Here is a 14,401-nt window from a genome sequence, read left to right as displayed (position 1 = left end):
ATGGGCGCGTCGCTATCGGGAAAGCAGTCCACCGGCCGGGGGCGCCGCCGCGCGCGTCCCATGGCCGACATCAACGTGACGCCCATGGTGGACGTCATGCTGGTGCTGCTCATCATCTTCATGGTGACGGCGCCCCTGCTGACCGTGGGCGTGCCGGTCGACCTGCCCAAAAGCAAGGCCCCGGCCGTCCCGGGCCAGGATGAACCGCTGGTCGTGTCCATCCGCGACAACGGCGACGTCTACCTCAACGAGACCAAGACGGACCTGACCGACCTGGTGCCGCGCCTAGCCGCCATCAGCCAGAACAACCCCGACGCGCGCATCTTCGTGCGGGGCGACAAGTCCCTGGCCTACGGCCGCATCGTCGAGGTCATGGGGGCGATCAGCAGCGCCGGCTACAAGAAGGTGTCGCTGATCGCGCAATTGCCTGACACCCCGGCCCGTCGCTAGCAGGAAGCCAGACCGATCCCATGCGTCCGGCCATCATCTTTTCAGTCGTCCTGCACGTCGCGCTGCTGCTGCTGGCGATCCTTGGCCTGCCTTTGCTGAAAAGCGAACCGCTGGTCATGTCTGAGCCCGTGGCGGTGGAGATGGACATCAGCGAGCTGACCAACACATCGGTCAAGCCGCCGGAAACCCCGCAGCCGCCGGCACCCAGGGCGCCCGAGCCGCAGCCCGACCCGACCCCGCCCACCCCGCCGCAGCAGCAGGCCGAGTCCGAGCCCACCCCGCCGCCGCCGGAAAAGGTGCCGGAAAAGCCGACCCCGCCCGAGCCGCCTAAGCCGGAACCGCCCAAGCCCGCGCCCACCCCACCGCCCCCGCCGGAGCCTGAGGCCCTGCCCATCAAGAAGATGGAGGTGCCTAAGGTGGAGGAGCAGAAGACGGTGGAGCTGGAACAGCCCAAGCCTGTGCCGAAGCCGGAACCAAAGCCTGAGCCCCCCAAGCCGGAACCCAAGAAGCCTGAGCCGCCGAAGAAGGATACGCCGTCGCTGGACAGCATCCTGAAGAACGTGGACAAGCTGAAGGAAGACAAGCCCAAGGACACGGCGAAGGACACCCCGGCGAAAGACACGCCGAAGACACAGCAGACCTCGGTGGCTCAGCCTCAATCCGACCATCTTTCGGCGTCAGAACAGGATGCCTTGCGCTCGCAATTGGCGGGTTGCTGGGCGGTGCCGGCTGGCGGCAAGGATGTGGACAAGATGAGCGCCGACATTCGCGTCACCTTCGACAGTTCCATGCGCGTCACCAAGGTGGACTACGTGTCCGGCAACGGCTCGCTGTCCAACCCGACTTATCGCAGCTTCGTGGAAAGCACCCTCCGCGCGCTGCAGAAGGATCAATGTTCGACCTTGCGCCTGCCCAAGGAAAAGTACGGCGGGGCCGGGTCCATCGTGTTCACGTTCAGCCCGAAGGACATGTTCTGATGACCACGCGACAGACGCTAACCGCCTTACGGCGCGCCATCGCCCTGGCTGCCGTGATGATCATGGCGGTCGCGGTTCAGGCCAAGGCCGAGCTGCATCTCGATATCACCCAGGGCAATGTCCAGCCGCTGCCCATCGCCGTCACCCAGTTCTATGGTGAGGCAGTGGGCGCGCAGATCGCCAACGTGGTCGAGGCCGACCTGGAACGCTCCGGCCTGTTCCGCCCGCTGGACCACCGCGCCTTCATCCAGACGCCGGACCAGCTGGCCAACGGCCTGCCGCGCTATGGCGACTGGAAGGTCATCAACGCCCAGGCCCTGGTCAGCGGCACGGCCAGCGTGCAGCCCGACGGCCGGCTGAAGGTGGAGTTCCGCCTGTTCGACGTGCTGGCGCAGCAGCAGCTGACCGGCCTCGCCTACTTCACCCAGCCCGACGGTTGGCGCCGCATCGCCCACATCATCGCGGACGCCATCTATAAGCGCATCACGGGCGAGGACGGCTACTTCGACACCCGTATCGTCTACATCGCCGAATCAGGTCCGGCGACGGCGCGGCAGAAGCGGCTGGCCATTATGGACCAGGATGGCGAGAACAACCTGTATCTGACCGATGGCCGGGTGCTCGTGTTAACGCCGCGTTTCTCCCCCACGGCTCAGGAAATTACATACCTGAGTTACTTCAACAACAGGCCTAGGGTGTACATCTTCAACGTGGATACCGGCCGGCAGGAGGTTTTGGGTGACTTCCCCGGCATGACCTTCGCCCCGCGCTTCTCGCCTGACGGCAACAAGGTCATCATGAGCCTGGCCCAGAATGGCAACACCGACATCTATCTGCTGGACCTGCGCACCCGCCGTCAGACCCGCCTGACCGACAATCCGGCCATTGATACCGCGCCATCCTTCTCGCCCGACGGAAGTAAAATTACTTTCGAATCTGACAGAGGCGGAAGTCAGCAGATCTATACGATGAATGCTGACGGCACGAATGTTCAGCGCATTACTTTCGGCGCCGGCAAGTATGGCACGCCGGTGTGGTCACCCCGTGGTGACCTCATCGCCTTCACACGGATCAACGGTGGCCGGTTCTCGATCGGCGTGATCCGCCCCGACGGTTCCGGTGAGCGCGAATTGAGCACCGGCTACTTGGTTGAGGGCCCGACCTGGGCGCCCAACGGTCGTGTCCTTATGTATTTTAAGGAAAAGCCGACGGGTGAGGGCGGTCGCCAGCGCCAGGTCCGCCTCTACTCCATCGACCTCACCGGACGCAACGAACGGCAGATGCTGACGCCCACGGACGCCTCCGACCCCGCTTGGTCGCCCTTGATTCCGTGATAAGCCCACAGTACTTTCGCAGCGCAAGAGCGACGTAAGACTTGTCGGTCTACAGAGACGGGAATAAGTGGCGGTGGCGGCTTGACAGCTGCCGCCGCCACCTCACTTCAATCGAGATCGCGGTCGCGATAATAGCAATCCCACTTTAAAGTTGTCCGTAGGGGGTCTCAAACTATGCGCATGAACTATCTGAGCCTGTGTGCTGCTCTGGCCCTGGTGGCCGCTTGCTCCTCCACGCCGGAGAAGAAGGCCGAAGTCGCCACCGGCGGTACCGCCACCACCACCACTGCTCCGCAGCCGACCAAGCCGACCGGTCCGGTCCCGGGTTCCAAGGAAGACTTCGTGGTCAACGTTGGTGACCGCGTGTTCTTCGGCTACGACAAGTTCGACCTGACCCCGGAAGCCACCGCGACCCTGGATAAGCAGGCCGCCTGGCTGAAGAAGTATGGCCAGGTCACGATCACGATCGAAGGCCACGCTGACGAGCGCGGCACCCGCGAGTACAACCTCGCCCTGGGTGAGCGTCGCGCCAACGCCGTGAAGAACTACCTGACCGCCACCGGTGTCGACCTGGCCCGCGTGCAGGTGATCAGCTACGGCAAGGAGCGTCCCGCCGTCCTCGGTTCCAACGAGGCCGCCTGGGCGCAGAACCGTCGCGGCGTGACGGTCATCAACTAAGCTGCCCCACTCGGGTGGTTGGTTAAAAGGGCGCCGTTCGACCCCGTGGGGGTCGGGCGGCGCCTTTTTTCTTGGCGTCCGCTTTACTGTCCGCTTACTGGGCGAATAGTACTTTTGGGCAGAATAATACTGCTTATGAGGTAAATGGGCCTGCGGACGCCCCTTCCGGGCGGGCGAGTCCCGCGCTAAGGTCGCGCTTGGCGGGCCGCCTGGCCCTTGCCAAGCTTGTCTTCCGTTCCCCGCTGATCCTTCCCCGGAACCGATCCATGACGCCGTCGCTGTCGTCCCCGACCCTTTCCCCTTCCCACAACCGTCGCGGTCGCCGCTGGTGGCAAGGCGCTTCCCGCTGGATGGCGCTGTGCGGCATGGCCGCCCTGGTCGCCGTCCCGCTGCTCGCGCCGGCGCCGGCCGGGGCGCAAAGCCGGGACATGCAGGACCTGCTGAACCGCCTGTCCCGCCTGGAGACGGACGTTCAGACCCTGTCGCGGGACGTCTACCGCAACGGCGTCAAGCCCTCGGGCCCGATGACCGGCACCCCCGGTGGCGGCGGCTCCTCCGCGGCGGCGGAGATCGAGGTGCTGAAGCTGCAGATGGAAACCCAGACGCAGCAGCAGACCGGCAAGTATGAGGAGCTGGCCTACCAGGTCAGCCAGATGAAGGAGCGGCTGGACAAGCTGTCGGCCGACATCGACCTGCGCCTGCAGAAGCTGGAGGACAAGGCCGGTATCGGCTTGGGCGCCTCCACCGGTGGCGGCGACGCCGGCACCCCGCCATCACCTGATCTCAAGGGCGGTGGCAAGCCGCCGCTGCCTGGCACCGACACCGGCCCGGTGCCGCCCCCGGGCGGCAACAAGGGCGGCGCCCCGGCCACGGCGCCCGCCGATTCCGGTGGTACCCTGCCGGCCGGCCCGGCGCAGGACCAGTACGACTACGCCTTCAACCTGCTGCGCCAGGGCGACGCCCCCAACGCGGAAAAGGCCTTCACCCAGTTCCTGAAGCAGAACCCCGACAGCCCGCTGGCCTCCAACGCCCAGTACTGGCTGGGGGAGACCTTCTATATGCGCGGCAACTACAAGTCCGCCGCTGTGGCCTTCGGTGACGGCTACAAGAAATACCCGAAGAGCAACAAGGGCGCCGACTACCTGCTGAAGCTGGCGCTGTCCCTGGACGGCCTGGGCGACAAGGCCAGCGCCTGTGTGGTGCTGAAGCAGCTGGACGCCGACAAGGACGCCGCCCCCACGCTGAAGCGCCGGGGCGAGGACCAGAAGAACCGCCTGGGCTGCAAGTAAGAGGGAGGGGGGCGCCATGGGCGACGGCCGGGCGCCCCCCGCATCATTCATGGAGCCAGGCGAGTCGCGGGGTGTGGCGGTCGATGACGCCCAATTCGCGCGCCTTTTGGCCCCGTTGGGCCCGTTTGAGACCGCCCCCACCCTGGCCGTCGGCGTTTCAGGCGGCCGCGACAGTTTGGCGCTGACCCTGTTGGCCGACCGTTGGGCGCGCGCCCAGGGCGGCCGGGTCGAGGCTTTGACCGTGGACCACGCCCTGCGGCCGGAGTCGGCGGCGGAGGCGGCACAGGTCGGCCGCTGGCTGGCGGCGCGGGGCATTTCCCACACCATCCTCACCTGGACGGGCGCCAAGCCCGCCACCGGCTTGCAGGCGGCGGCACGGCAGGCGCGCTACGACCTGCTGGCCGCCGCCTGCCGGGCGCACGGCATCCTGCACCTGTGCCTGGCGCATCACCGGGAAGACCAGGCGGAGACCGTGGCCCTGCGCCAAGCCGGTGGCAGTGGGGTGGAAGGCTTGGCCGGCATGGCCGCCGCCCGCGCCCTGGCTGATGTGCGCCTGCTGCGTCCCCTGCTGACCGTCAGCCGCGCCGATCTTGGTGCAACCTGCCGGGCTCTTGGCCAGCCCTGGATCGACGACCCCTCCAACCTTATGGAGCGCTATGCCCGGGGCCGGCTGCGGCGCCAGGGCGTGCCGCTGGGCGAGCTGCTGGCCCAGGCGGCGCAGGCGGGCCGCGCGCGGTCGGTGCTGGAGTCCGGCCTGGCCGACGCTGTGGCCCGCCATGTGCTGCTGGCGCCCGAAGGCTATGCCGTCGTGGATGTGGATACCCTGGGGGAGCTGCCTAGGCCCGTGGCCTTGCGCCTGCTGGCCGGCTTGGCGGCGGTCGTGGGCGGGCAGCCCTACCTGCCGCCGATGCAGGGGGCGGAGCGTCTGCTGACGGCCTTGCCCGGCTTGTGGGCACCCGAGGCTGGCGCCTTGGCGCTGACCCTGGCCGGCACCCAGGCGCGGCGGCTGGGCGGTGCCGGGGACAGGCGACGCTTGTTGTTATTGCGCCAGGCGGGACGCATGGCGCCGCCGGTCCCCCTGACGCGCGCGGCCACCCGCTGGGATGGGCGTTTCCAGGCGGTCGGGGACTGTGGGGAGGGGGCGCTGACGCTGGGCGCCCTCGGCTCGGTCGAGGCGCGCCGGCTGGCGGCGCTGGATCTGCCGGCGCTTGTCCGGATTCCCAAAGCGGTTTGGCCCACCCTGCCGGCCCTGCGCCGGGACGGCCTGCTGGTGGCGGTGCCACATTTGGCCTGGACCGTGGAGCCGCTTTCGACGGGCGAGGGGACGCCGGTGGGGGAGGGAACCTTGCCCCGGCTGGCGTTCCGCCCGCTGTCGCCCCTGGCACCTCCCCCGTTTTTGCCGCCTATGGAGGCCGGCCTAGACGTGATGGCAGTTGTCTCTGACGCCCGCGTCATTATCTAATGGAAACGGTCCCGATGGATATCCGCGTGAAATGCGCGAAATCCGCCGGGTGGGCTGCGACCCCCGCCATTGAAACCGGCCATGCGGGCCGGGTGGCAGGGCGCAGTTGGTCGAGGAAAGGCTGAGAGACGTGAACAACTTCGGTAAAAATTTGGCGCTGTGGGCTTTTATCGGCGTCTTGCTGTTCGTTCTGTTCAACCTTTTCCAGACTTCCACCAATCGGACGACGCAAGCCAGCATCCCCTTCAGCGAACTGCTGGAAGAGGTTGATCGCGGCACCGTCGCCGACGTGACGATCAAGGGCCCGCAGGTCACCGGCCATTACCGCGACAACCGCACCTTCTCGACCTACGTGCCGCCGGAAAGCAATCTGGTGACCCGGCTGGCCGACAAGAACGTGAAGATCACTGCGGTGCCGGACGACAGCGGCAACCCGACCCTGTTCAGCATCATCATCTCCTGGCTGCCCATGCTGGTGCTGATCGGCGTGTGGATCTTCTTCATGCGCCAGATGCAGTCCGGCGGCGGCAAGGCCATGGGCTTCGGCAAGAGCCGCGCCCGCCTGCTGACCGAAAAGGTGGGACGCGTCACCTTCGACGACGTGGCCGGCATCGATGAGGCCAAGCAGGAACTGGAAGAGATCGTGGAGTTCCTGAAGGACCCGCAGAAGTTCCAGCGCCTGGGCGGCAAGATCCCGAAGGGCGTGCTGCTGGTGGGCCCGCCGGGTACCGGTAAGACCCTGACGGCCCGCGCCGTCGCGGGTGAGGCCAACGTGCCGTTCTTCACCATCTCCGGCTCGGACTTCGTGGAAATGTTCGTCGGCGTGGGCGCGTCCCGTGTGCGCGACATGTTCGAGCAGGGCAAGAAGAACGCCCCCTGCATCATCTTCATCGACGAGATCGACGCCGTCGGCCGCCACCGTGGCGCCGGCCTGGGCGGCGGCAACGACGAGCGTGAGCAGACCTTGAACCAGCTGCTGGTCGAGATGGACGGGTTCGAGGCGAACGAGGGCGTCATCCTCATCGCCGCCACCAACCGTCCCGATGTGCTGGACCCGGCCCTGCTGCGCCCCGGCCGCTTCGACCGCCAGGTGGTGGTGCCCAACCCCGACGTGCAGGGCCGTGAGAAGATCCTGAAGGTCCACATGCGCAAGGTGCCGCTGGCCCCCGACGTGGACGCCCGCACCATCGCTCGCGGCACCCCCGGCTTCTCCGGCGCCGACCTGTCCAACCTGGTGAACGAGGCGGCCCTGCTGGCCGCGCGCGCCGGCCGCCGCGTGGTCGGCATGGGCGAGTTCGAGGCCGCCAAGGACAAGGTCATGATGGGCGCCGAACGCCGGTCCATGGTCATGACCGACCGGGAAAAGAAGCTGACCGCCTATCACGAGGCCGGTCACGCCCTGGTCGGCCTGTTCATGCCGGAGAGCGACCCCCTGCATAAGGTCACCATCGTGCCCCGCGGCCGTGCCCTGGGCGTGACCATGAGCCTGCCGGAGCGTGACAAGTACGCCTATTCCAAGATCGAGCTGGAATCCAAGCTGGCCATGATGTTCGGTGGCCGCGTGGCGGAGGAGCTGATCTTCGGGGCGGAGCAGGTGACCACCGGCGCCGGCAACGACATCCAGCAGGCCACCAACATGGCCCGCCGCATGGTGACGGAATTCGGCATGAGCGCGCGGCTGGGCCGGGTGCGCTATAACGCCAACGAGCAGGAGGTGTTCCTGGGCCATTCCGTGACCCAGCAGCAGAACATCTCCGAAGCCACCTCTCAACTGATCGACGAGGAAATCCGCCGCATCATCGAGGAGGCCGAGGGCCATGCCCGCCGCATCCTGACGGAGCACATGGACGACCTGCACAACGTCTCCAACGCCCTGCTGGAATACGAGACGCTGTCGGGTGACGAGGTCCGCGCCCTGCTGCGGGGCGAGAGCATCGTGCGTCCGGAATCGACGGAGCCGCCCAAGGTGCCGCCGCGCGGCGTCGGCCGCCGCACCTCGGTGCCCACCACCAGCGGCACCACCAGCGCGGAACCCGGTCCCTTCACGCCGGAGCCGCAGCCCGGTACCTGATTCGGGTTTGGCTCGTTCACAGAACCCCCGGTCGCCCTGGCGCCCGGGGGTTTTGTTTTTTCGGTGGCGATCCGCCGTGGGGCAGGGCTGTCGCCAGGGCGGATGACGCCGGCGCGGGCAGGGGACTAGGATCGCGGCATCGCGTGAGAGGACATTCATGCCATCCGACCTGCCTTCCGTCCCGTTGGACCCGTGGACTTCCGGGGCGCCCGTTGCCGCCGAAGACGTGTACCTGACCCCTGTGGGCCTGCTGTCCGGCTTGCACGCCCCCGATGGCCATCCGCTGGCGGGTACGGTCTTGTCCTTCACGCAGGTGGAGGTGGCGGTGCGCCGCCCTGGTGCCGTCGCCCGCAAGGTGATGGAGTCGCGCGAGTTGGCCGCCTGGGCCGCTGCCGCCGGGGTGGGCGAGGCTATCGGCCGGCGCCTCGCCGCCCTGTCAGCGCCGCGCCCGGCCTTTGCCGGCCTGGACCTTTCCCGCCCCCTGGTGATGGGTATCGTCAACGTCACGCCCGACAGCTTCTCCGATGGGGGGGACTACGCCGCCGCCGATGCCGCCATCGCCCATGGACGGGCCCTGATGGCGGCCGGCGCCGATATCCTGGACATCGGCGGCGAGAGCACGCGGCCGGGCGCCGCCCCGGTGTCGCCGGCGGAGGAGGCCGCGCGAGTGGTGCCTGTCATCCGCGCGCTGGCGGCGGTGGGGGCGGTCGTCTCCGTCGATACCCGCCACGCCCCGGTCATGGCGGCGGCGCTGGATGCCGGCGCCCGCATCATCAATGACATCAGCGCGCTGGAGGGTGATCCCCACAGCCTGGCCCTGGTGGCGGCGCGCGGCTGCCCGGTCGTGCTCATGCACATGCAGGGCGACCCCCGCACCATGCAACTGGAGCCGCGCTACGCCGACGCCGCCCTGGACGTCATGGACTATCTGCTGGCGCGGGTGGAGGCGTGCGTGGCCGCCGGCATCCCCCGTGCACGTATCGTCGTCGATCCGGGCATCGGCTTCGGCAAGACGGTGGCGCATAATCTGGACATTCTGTGCCACACGGCGCTCTATCATGGCACCGGCTGCGCCCTGCTGGTGGGCCTGTCGCGCAAGCGATTCCTGGCCGCCCTGTCGCGGGGAGAGGCGCCCAAGGACCGGTTGGCCGGATCGCTGGCCGGCGGCCTTGCCTGCCTGGACCGGGGCGCGCATATCCTGCGGGTGCACGATGTAGCGGAGACGGTGCAGGCGCGGGCCCTGTGGCAGGCGCTGCACGGCCACAATGTTTAGACTTTTGACGGCGGCGTGAAAGACGATGGCGCGTAAACTCTTTGGTACCGACGGCATCCGGGGCACGGCCAATAGCGAGCCCATGACGGCGGAGACGGCCCTGAAGGTGGCCATGGCCGCCGCCCTGCAGTTCCGCCGCGGCAACCACCGCCACCTGGTGGTCATCGGCAAGGACACCCGCCTGTCGGGCTACATGCTGGAACCGGCGCTGGTGGCCGGCTTCGTCTCCATGGGCATGGACGTGACCCTGGTGGGCCCCATGCCCACGCCGGCGGTGGCCATGCTGACGCGGTCGCTGCGCGCCGACATGGGCGTCATGATCTCCGCCTCGCACAATCCCTATTACGACAACGGCATCAAGCTGTTCGGGCCCGATGGCTACAAGCTGTCCGACGAGGTCGAGGCCGCCATCGAGGCGCGCATGGTGGAGGGCTTCAGTGATCTGGCCGGTGCCAAGGATCTGGGCCGTGCCCAGCGCCTGGACGACGCCATCGGCCGCTATATCGAGCAGGCGAAAGCCACCTTCCCGCGCGGCCTGCGCCTGGATGGGCTGAAGATCGTGGTCGATTGCGCCAACGGCGCCGCCTACAAGGTGGCGCCCAAGGTGTTGTGGGAACTGGGGGCCGAGGTCATCCCGGTGGCAGTGGCGCCCGACGGCTTCAACATCAACAAGGAGTGCGGCGCCACGGCGCCCAAGGCCATGCGCGACGCCGTGGTGGCCCATGGTGCCCACCTGGGCATCGCCCTGGACGGCGACGCCGACCGCCTGATCCTGGCGGATGAGACCGGCACCCAGATCGACGGCGACCAGGTCATGGCGCTGATCGGCTGCGCCTGCGCCGATGCCGGCACCCTGCGCGGCGGCGGCGTCGTGGCCACCGTCATGTCCAACCTGGGCCTGGAACTGCACCTGAAGGGCCGGGGCCTGAGCCTGGCCCGCACGCCGGTGGGCGACCGCTATGTCGTGGAGCATATGCGCGAGCATGGCTACAACGTCGGTGGCGAACAGTCCGGCCACATCGTCCTGTCCGACCATGGCACGACGGGCGATGGCCTGGTGGCAGCCCTGCAGGTGCTGGCCGTAATCCAGCAGTCGGGCAAGCCAGCGTCGGAGGTGCTGCGTGTCTTCCAGGCCCTGCCGCAGGTGCTGAAGAACGTGCGGTTCGAGCCGGCGGGCGGCACCACGCCCCTGGCTGCCACCCGCGTTCAGGACGCCATCCGCGCCGGCGAAGCCCGGCTGGGCGGCACCGGTCGCGTCCTGATCCGCAAGTCGGGCACCGAGCCGCTGATCCGCGTCATGGCGGAGGGCGACGACCAGGGCCTGGTGACGGCGGTGGTGGACGACATCGTCGCCGCCATCAAGGACGCCGCCCCGGCGCCCGCCTCCAAGGTCGCGGAATAAGGCCATGCGCGGCCGTGTCCTGATCGTCGCCGGGTCCGACAGCGGCGGCGGCGCCGGTATCCAGGCGGACATCAAGGCGGTGACGGCGCTGGGTGGCTACGCCATGACGGCGGTGACGGCCCTGACGGCGCAGGACACCCATGGCGTCCAGGCGGTGATGCCCGTTCCGCCAGAGTTCATCGCCCTGCAGATGCGGCTTTGCCTGGCCGATATCGGCGCCGACGCGGTCAAGACCGGCATGCTGGCCTGCGCCGAGGTCATCGAGACGGTGGCCGAGGTACTGAGCGAGGTGGGCGTGCCCGCCCTGGTGGTCGATCCGGTCATGGCGGCCAAAGGCGGCCAGCGCCTGCTGGAGGATCGCGCCGTGTCGGTGGCGATCACGCGGCTGCTGCCCATCACCACGCTGCTAACCCCCAACACGGTGGAGGCGGCGGCCCTGACCGGCCTGCCCCTGGAAAGTTTCGAGGGTGACAGCCTGGACGGCATGCGCCGCGCCGCCGACCGCCTGCTGGACTTCGGCACCCACGCCGTGCTGGTCAAGGGCGGCCACCGCGCCGGCCCGGTGGTGACCGACCTGCTGGTCACCCGGGGTGGGGAACACAGCTACAGCGCCCCCCGCTTCGACAGTGTGCACACCCACGGGACCGGCTGCACCTTGGCGTCGGCCATCGCCTGCGGCTTGGCCCAGGGGCTGGCCGCGCCCCAGGCGGTGGAACGGGCGCACGCCTACGTGCAGGAGGCCATCCGCACCGCGCCCGGCTTCGGCGGCGGCCATGGCCCTTTGAACCACATGCACACGGTCAGGCCGTTTCCCTAAACAAAACTCTCCCCCATGGCGGCGGGCTCTGAGAGCAGATCGGCCAGGATGCGCAGGCCGTGTTCCAGCACCTCCACCCGCTCCACCCCGCCGATGCAGACGCGCACGGCGTGGGGCGTGTCGCCGCGGGCCACGGCGAAGGCGTCGGCCGGCGTGACGCGCACGCCCCGGCTTAGCAGCGCGCGGGCGAAATCCTCGCGCCGCCAGGGCTCGGGCAGGGGCAGCCACAGGTGCGGGCAGGCGGGGTCGGAGGCGGCGCCAGGCAACAGGCGGCGGGCCTGGGCCTGACGGTCCGCTACCAGGGCGCGACGCTGAATGGCGCTTTCCATGGCCGCGCCGGACAGGATGAACTCCGCCGACAGCTCCGCCCCCAGCGGGTTGACCCCCAGCAGGGTGGCGCGCAGCAGGGTACGCACCCGGTCCATCAGGGGCGGCGGGCACAGCAGGAAGCCGGTGCGCAACCCGGGCATCAGGTTCTTGGACAGGCTGGTCAGGAACAGCACCCGCTCCGGATCCAGCGCCACCAGGGCCGGCGGGCCGGCGTCGTCGGCCAGGAAGCCGTAGACGTCGTCCTCCACCACCCGGATGCCGGCCTGCCGGCAGACGGCCATTACCGCCTGGCGGCGGTCGGGCCTTTGCGTCACCGTGGTGGGATTGTGCAGGCGCGGCATGCAATAGAGCGCGTGGGCGCCATGGGCGCGGGCCGCCTGCTCCAGCGCGTCGGGCAGCAGGCCCCCGTCATCCATGGCCACGGGTACCAACCGCAGATCCAGCAGCCCGGCCAGGGGCTTCACCGCCGGATAGGACAGTTGCTCCACCAGCAGGCTGTCGCCGGGCCGGGTGATGGCGGCCAGGGCCAGGTGCATGGCGTTCTGCCCCCCGGCCGTGGGCAGCACCAGGGCCGGGTCCACCGTCAGGCCTGTGGTCTGGGCGATCCACGCCGCCCCGGCCTGGCGGTGGCGGGCGCTGCCGTTCACGGGCGGGTAGTGCATGAGGCCCGACAGGTCGTTGCGCGACGCCAGGCCCAGCAGCGCCTGGCGCAGCCGTTCCTCGTTGGGGTGCTGCGCCAGGGCGTTGACCGACAGGTCGATGATGCCGGTGTTGTCCACCGGCGCCTCCGTCGGCCGGGGATCGCGCACGAAGGTGCCGCGCCCGACCTCCCCTCCGATCAGGCCGCTGCGCTCGGCTTCCGCGTAGGCGCGGGTGACCGTGCCCACGGTGACGCCCAGGCGCCAGGCCAGATCCCGATGGGTGGGCAGCTTGGCGCCGATGGGCAGGGCGCCGCTGCCGATGTCGTCCTGCAGGGCGGCGGCGATGGCGCGATAGCGCGGGCCCGGGCGGTGGCTGATGTCGGGCAGCCAATGTGGCTGCTTCTCGGTCATTGTCATGGCGACAATATCGGCATTGATGAAGATATGTCTCTGTTCTATTCCGGAATTGTCCCCATTGTCATCCGCCATAATGCGCCGACACTGTCATTGCCGCCCTACCGGAGGAGGTTTCCCCATGCGCCTGCCCATCTATCAGATCGACGCCTTCACCAGCGCCGCGTTCGGCGGCAACCCCGCCGCCGTGGTGCCGCTGGACGCCTGGCTGCCGGATGCGACGCTGCAGGCTATCGCCATGGAGAACAACCTGTCGGAGACGGCCTTCTTCGTGCCGCCGGGGCCGCAGGATGACGGCGCCTGGGGCCTGCGCTGGTTCACCCCGGCGGTGGAGGTCGACTTATGCGGCCACGCCACCTTGGCCACCGCCCACCTGATGATGAACATCCTGCACCCGGGTACGGAGCGCGTGGTGTTCCGCACCCAGAAGGCCGGCTTGTTGACCGTGGCGCGGGAGGAGGGAAGGCTGACCCTGGACTTCCCCGCCCGCCCGCCTCAGACGCCGGACAGGGTGCATGATGGCCTGGTCGCGGCCCTGGGCGGGCCGGCTCCCGCCGCCATCCTGGCCGCGCGGGATTACCTGGTGGTCTACGACGATGCTGCCGCCGTGCGCGCCTTGACCCCCGACATGGCCGGGCTGCTGGACATCGACCGTTTCGCCGTCATCGTCACCGCGCCGGGGGATGAGCCGGGCGTGGATTTCGTCTCCCGCTTCTTCGCGCCGGCCAAGGGCGTGCCGGAAGACCCGGTGACGGGGTCGGCCCATTGCACCCTCATTCCCTATTGGGCGCGGCGCCTAAACACCGACCGCCTGTCCGCCCGTCAGGTGTCGCGGCGGGGCGGGGCGCTCACCTGCCGGCTGGATGGCGATCGCGTGCGCATCGGCGGCGACGCTGTCCTGTTCCTGGAGGGGTATATCCATATCTGACCCCGCGCCCGCTGGTTCCGAGCGTCCGCCCACTGCTTCTCACTGGAAAGGGGAGCGGTCTATGCCGTTCAGCCGATTGATCCGGCCCCCATCTTTTGGGGAGGATGCCCGAATGCTTCGGAGTCGGAAGGGGTATGGCGTCGGTTGGTCTGCCCCCAACTGATGGTTTGGCCCTTCCGCTCCGGGTGACCCCGACCACAGGGTGCAAAATCCCTCCGTTTTCGCCGGCATGCCGGTTACGGAAGGGGTGGTTGCGGACATAGCCGTTTACCCGGCCCTGTGGATGCGGGATGATGCGCGACGCATTCATAAAACCGGGCGTTCAAGCTGTATTA

12 protein-coding genes are annotated in these 14,401 nt (G+C 68.6%); 11 read left to right on the top strand and 1 reads right to left on the bottom strand.

Annotated features, from left to right (window positions below; translation table 11 throughout):
- The 10 genes from tolR (at window position 1) to thiD (ending at window position 11,753) form a co-directional block, all read left to right on the top strand.
- Complete coding sequence (gene tolR, locus Y958_RS09500; RefSeq protein WP_088871795.1) at window positions 1–450, top strand: protein TolR; 450 nt, start codon at window positions 1–3, stop codon at window positions 448–450.
- A gap of 20 nt (window positions 451–470) precedes the next feature.
- Window positions 471–1,427: a hypothetical protein gene (locus tag Y958_RS09495; RefSeq protein ID WP_088871794.1), complete on the top strand. Its 957-nt coding sequence runs from the start codon at window positions 471–473 to the stop codon at window positions 1,425–1,427.
- Window positions 1,427–2,761 carry a Tol-Pal system beta propeller repeat protein TolB gene (gene tolB / locus Y958_RS09490; RefSeq protein WP_004271538.1) on the top strand — a complete coding sequence of 445 codons (1,335 nt, stop codon included), beginning with the start codon at window positions 1,427–1,429 and terminating at the stop codon, window positions 2,759–2,761. The genes Y958_RS09495 and tolB overlap by 1 nt, the downstream gene beginning before the upstream one ends.
- A gap of 174 nt (window positions 2,762–2,935) precedes the next feature.
- A complete protein-coding gene (pal, locus tag Y958_RS09485) occupies window positions 2,936–3,439 on the top strand; it encodes a peptidoglycan-associated lipoprotein Pal (RefSeq protein WP_040842912.1) in 504 nt (167 codons plus the stop codon).
- Between the two features lie 266 nt (window positions 3,440–3,705).
- Window positions 3,706–4,728 carry a tol-pal system protein YbgF gene (gene ybgF, locus Y958_RS09480; RefSeq protein WP_145727892.1) on the top strand — a complete coding sequence of 341 codons (1,023 nt, stop codon included), beginning with the start codon at window positions 3,706–3,708 and terminating at the stop codon, window positions 4,726–4,728.
- 16 nt (window positions 4,729–4,744) lie between these two features.
- Window positions 4,745–6,190 (top strand): tRNA lysidine(34) synthetase TilS, encoded by a 1,446-nt coding sequence (tilS, locus tag Y958_RS09475; protein ID WP_088871792.1) that lies wholly within the window; start codon window positions 4,745–4,747, stop codon window positions 6,188–6,190.
- A 130-nt stretch (window positions 6,191–6,320) separates the two neighbouring features.
- Complete coding sequence (ftsH, locus tag Y958_RS09470; protein ID WP_088871791.1) at window positions 6,321–8,261, top strand: ATP-dependent zinc metalloprotease FtsH; 1,941 nt, start codon at window positions 6,321–6,323, stop codon at window positions 8,259–8,261.
- A 157-nt stretch (window positions 8,262–8,418) separates the two neighbouring features.
- Entirely contained in the window at window positions 8,419–9,534 is a 1,116-nt protein-coding gene (folP, locus tag Y958_RS09465) for a dihydropteroate synthase (protein ID WP_088871790.1), read from the top strand.
- 25 nt (window positions 9,535–9,559) lie between these two features.
- Entirely contained in the window at window positions 9,560–10,936 is a 1,377-nt protein-coding gene (gene glmM / locus Y958_RS09460; RefSeq protein WP_088871789.1) for a phosphoglucosamine mutase, read from the top strand.
- Between the two features lie 4 nt (window positions 10,937–10,940).
- Window positions 10,941–11,753, top strand: coding sequence for a bifunctional hydroxymethylpyrimidine kinase/phosphomethylpyrimidine kinase (thiD, locus tag Y958_RS09455; RefSeq protein WP_088871788.1), 813 nt, complete (start codon window positions 10,941–10,943; stop codon window positions 11,751–11,753).
- Here thiD and Y958_RS09450 read toward each other — a convergent pair.
- Complete coding sequence (locus tag Y958_RS09450; RefSeq protein ID WP_186291140.1) at window positions 11,750–13,141, bottom strand: aminotransferase-like domain-containing protein; 1,392 nt, start codon at window positions 13,139–13,141, stop codon at window positions 11,750–11,752. The two genes, thiD and Y958_RS09450, sit on opposite strands and share 4 nt — an antisense overlap.
- 118 nt (window positions 13,142–13,259) lie before the next feature.
- Here Y958_RS09450 and Y958_RS09445 point away from each other — a divergent pair, with 118 nt between their 5' ends.
- Window positions 13,260–14,066, top strand: coding sequence for a PhzF family phenazine biosynthesis protein (locus tag Y958_RS09445; protein ID WP_088871786.1), 807 nt, complete (start codon window positions 13,260–13,262; stop codon window positions 14,064–14,066).
- Window positions 14,067–14,401: the final 335 nt, after the last annotated feature.

Source organism: Nitrospirillum viridazoti CBAmc, from assembly GCF_000730165.1.
GTDB classification, from domain to species: domain Bacteria; phylum Pseudomonadota; class Alphaproteobacteria; order Azospirillales; family Azospirillaceae; genus Nitrospirillum; species Nitrospirillum viridazoti.
Note: the sequence above shows the minus strand (reverse complement) of the source record. Positions and strands in the feature narration are given on the sequence as shown.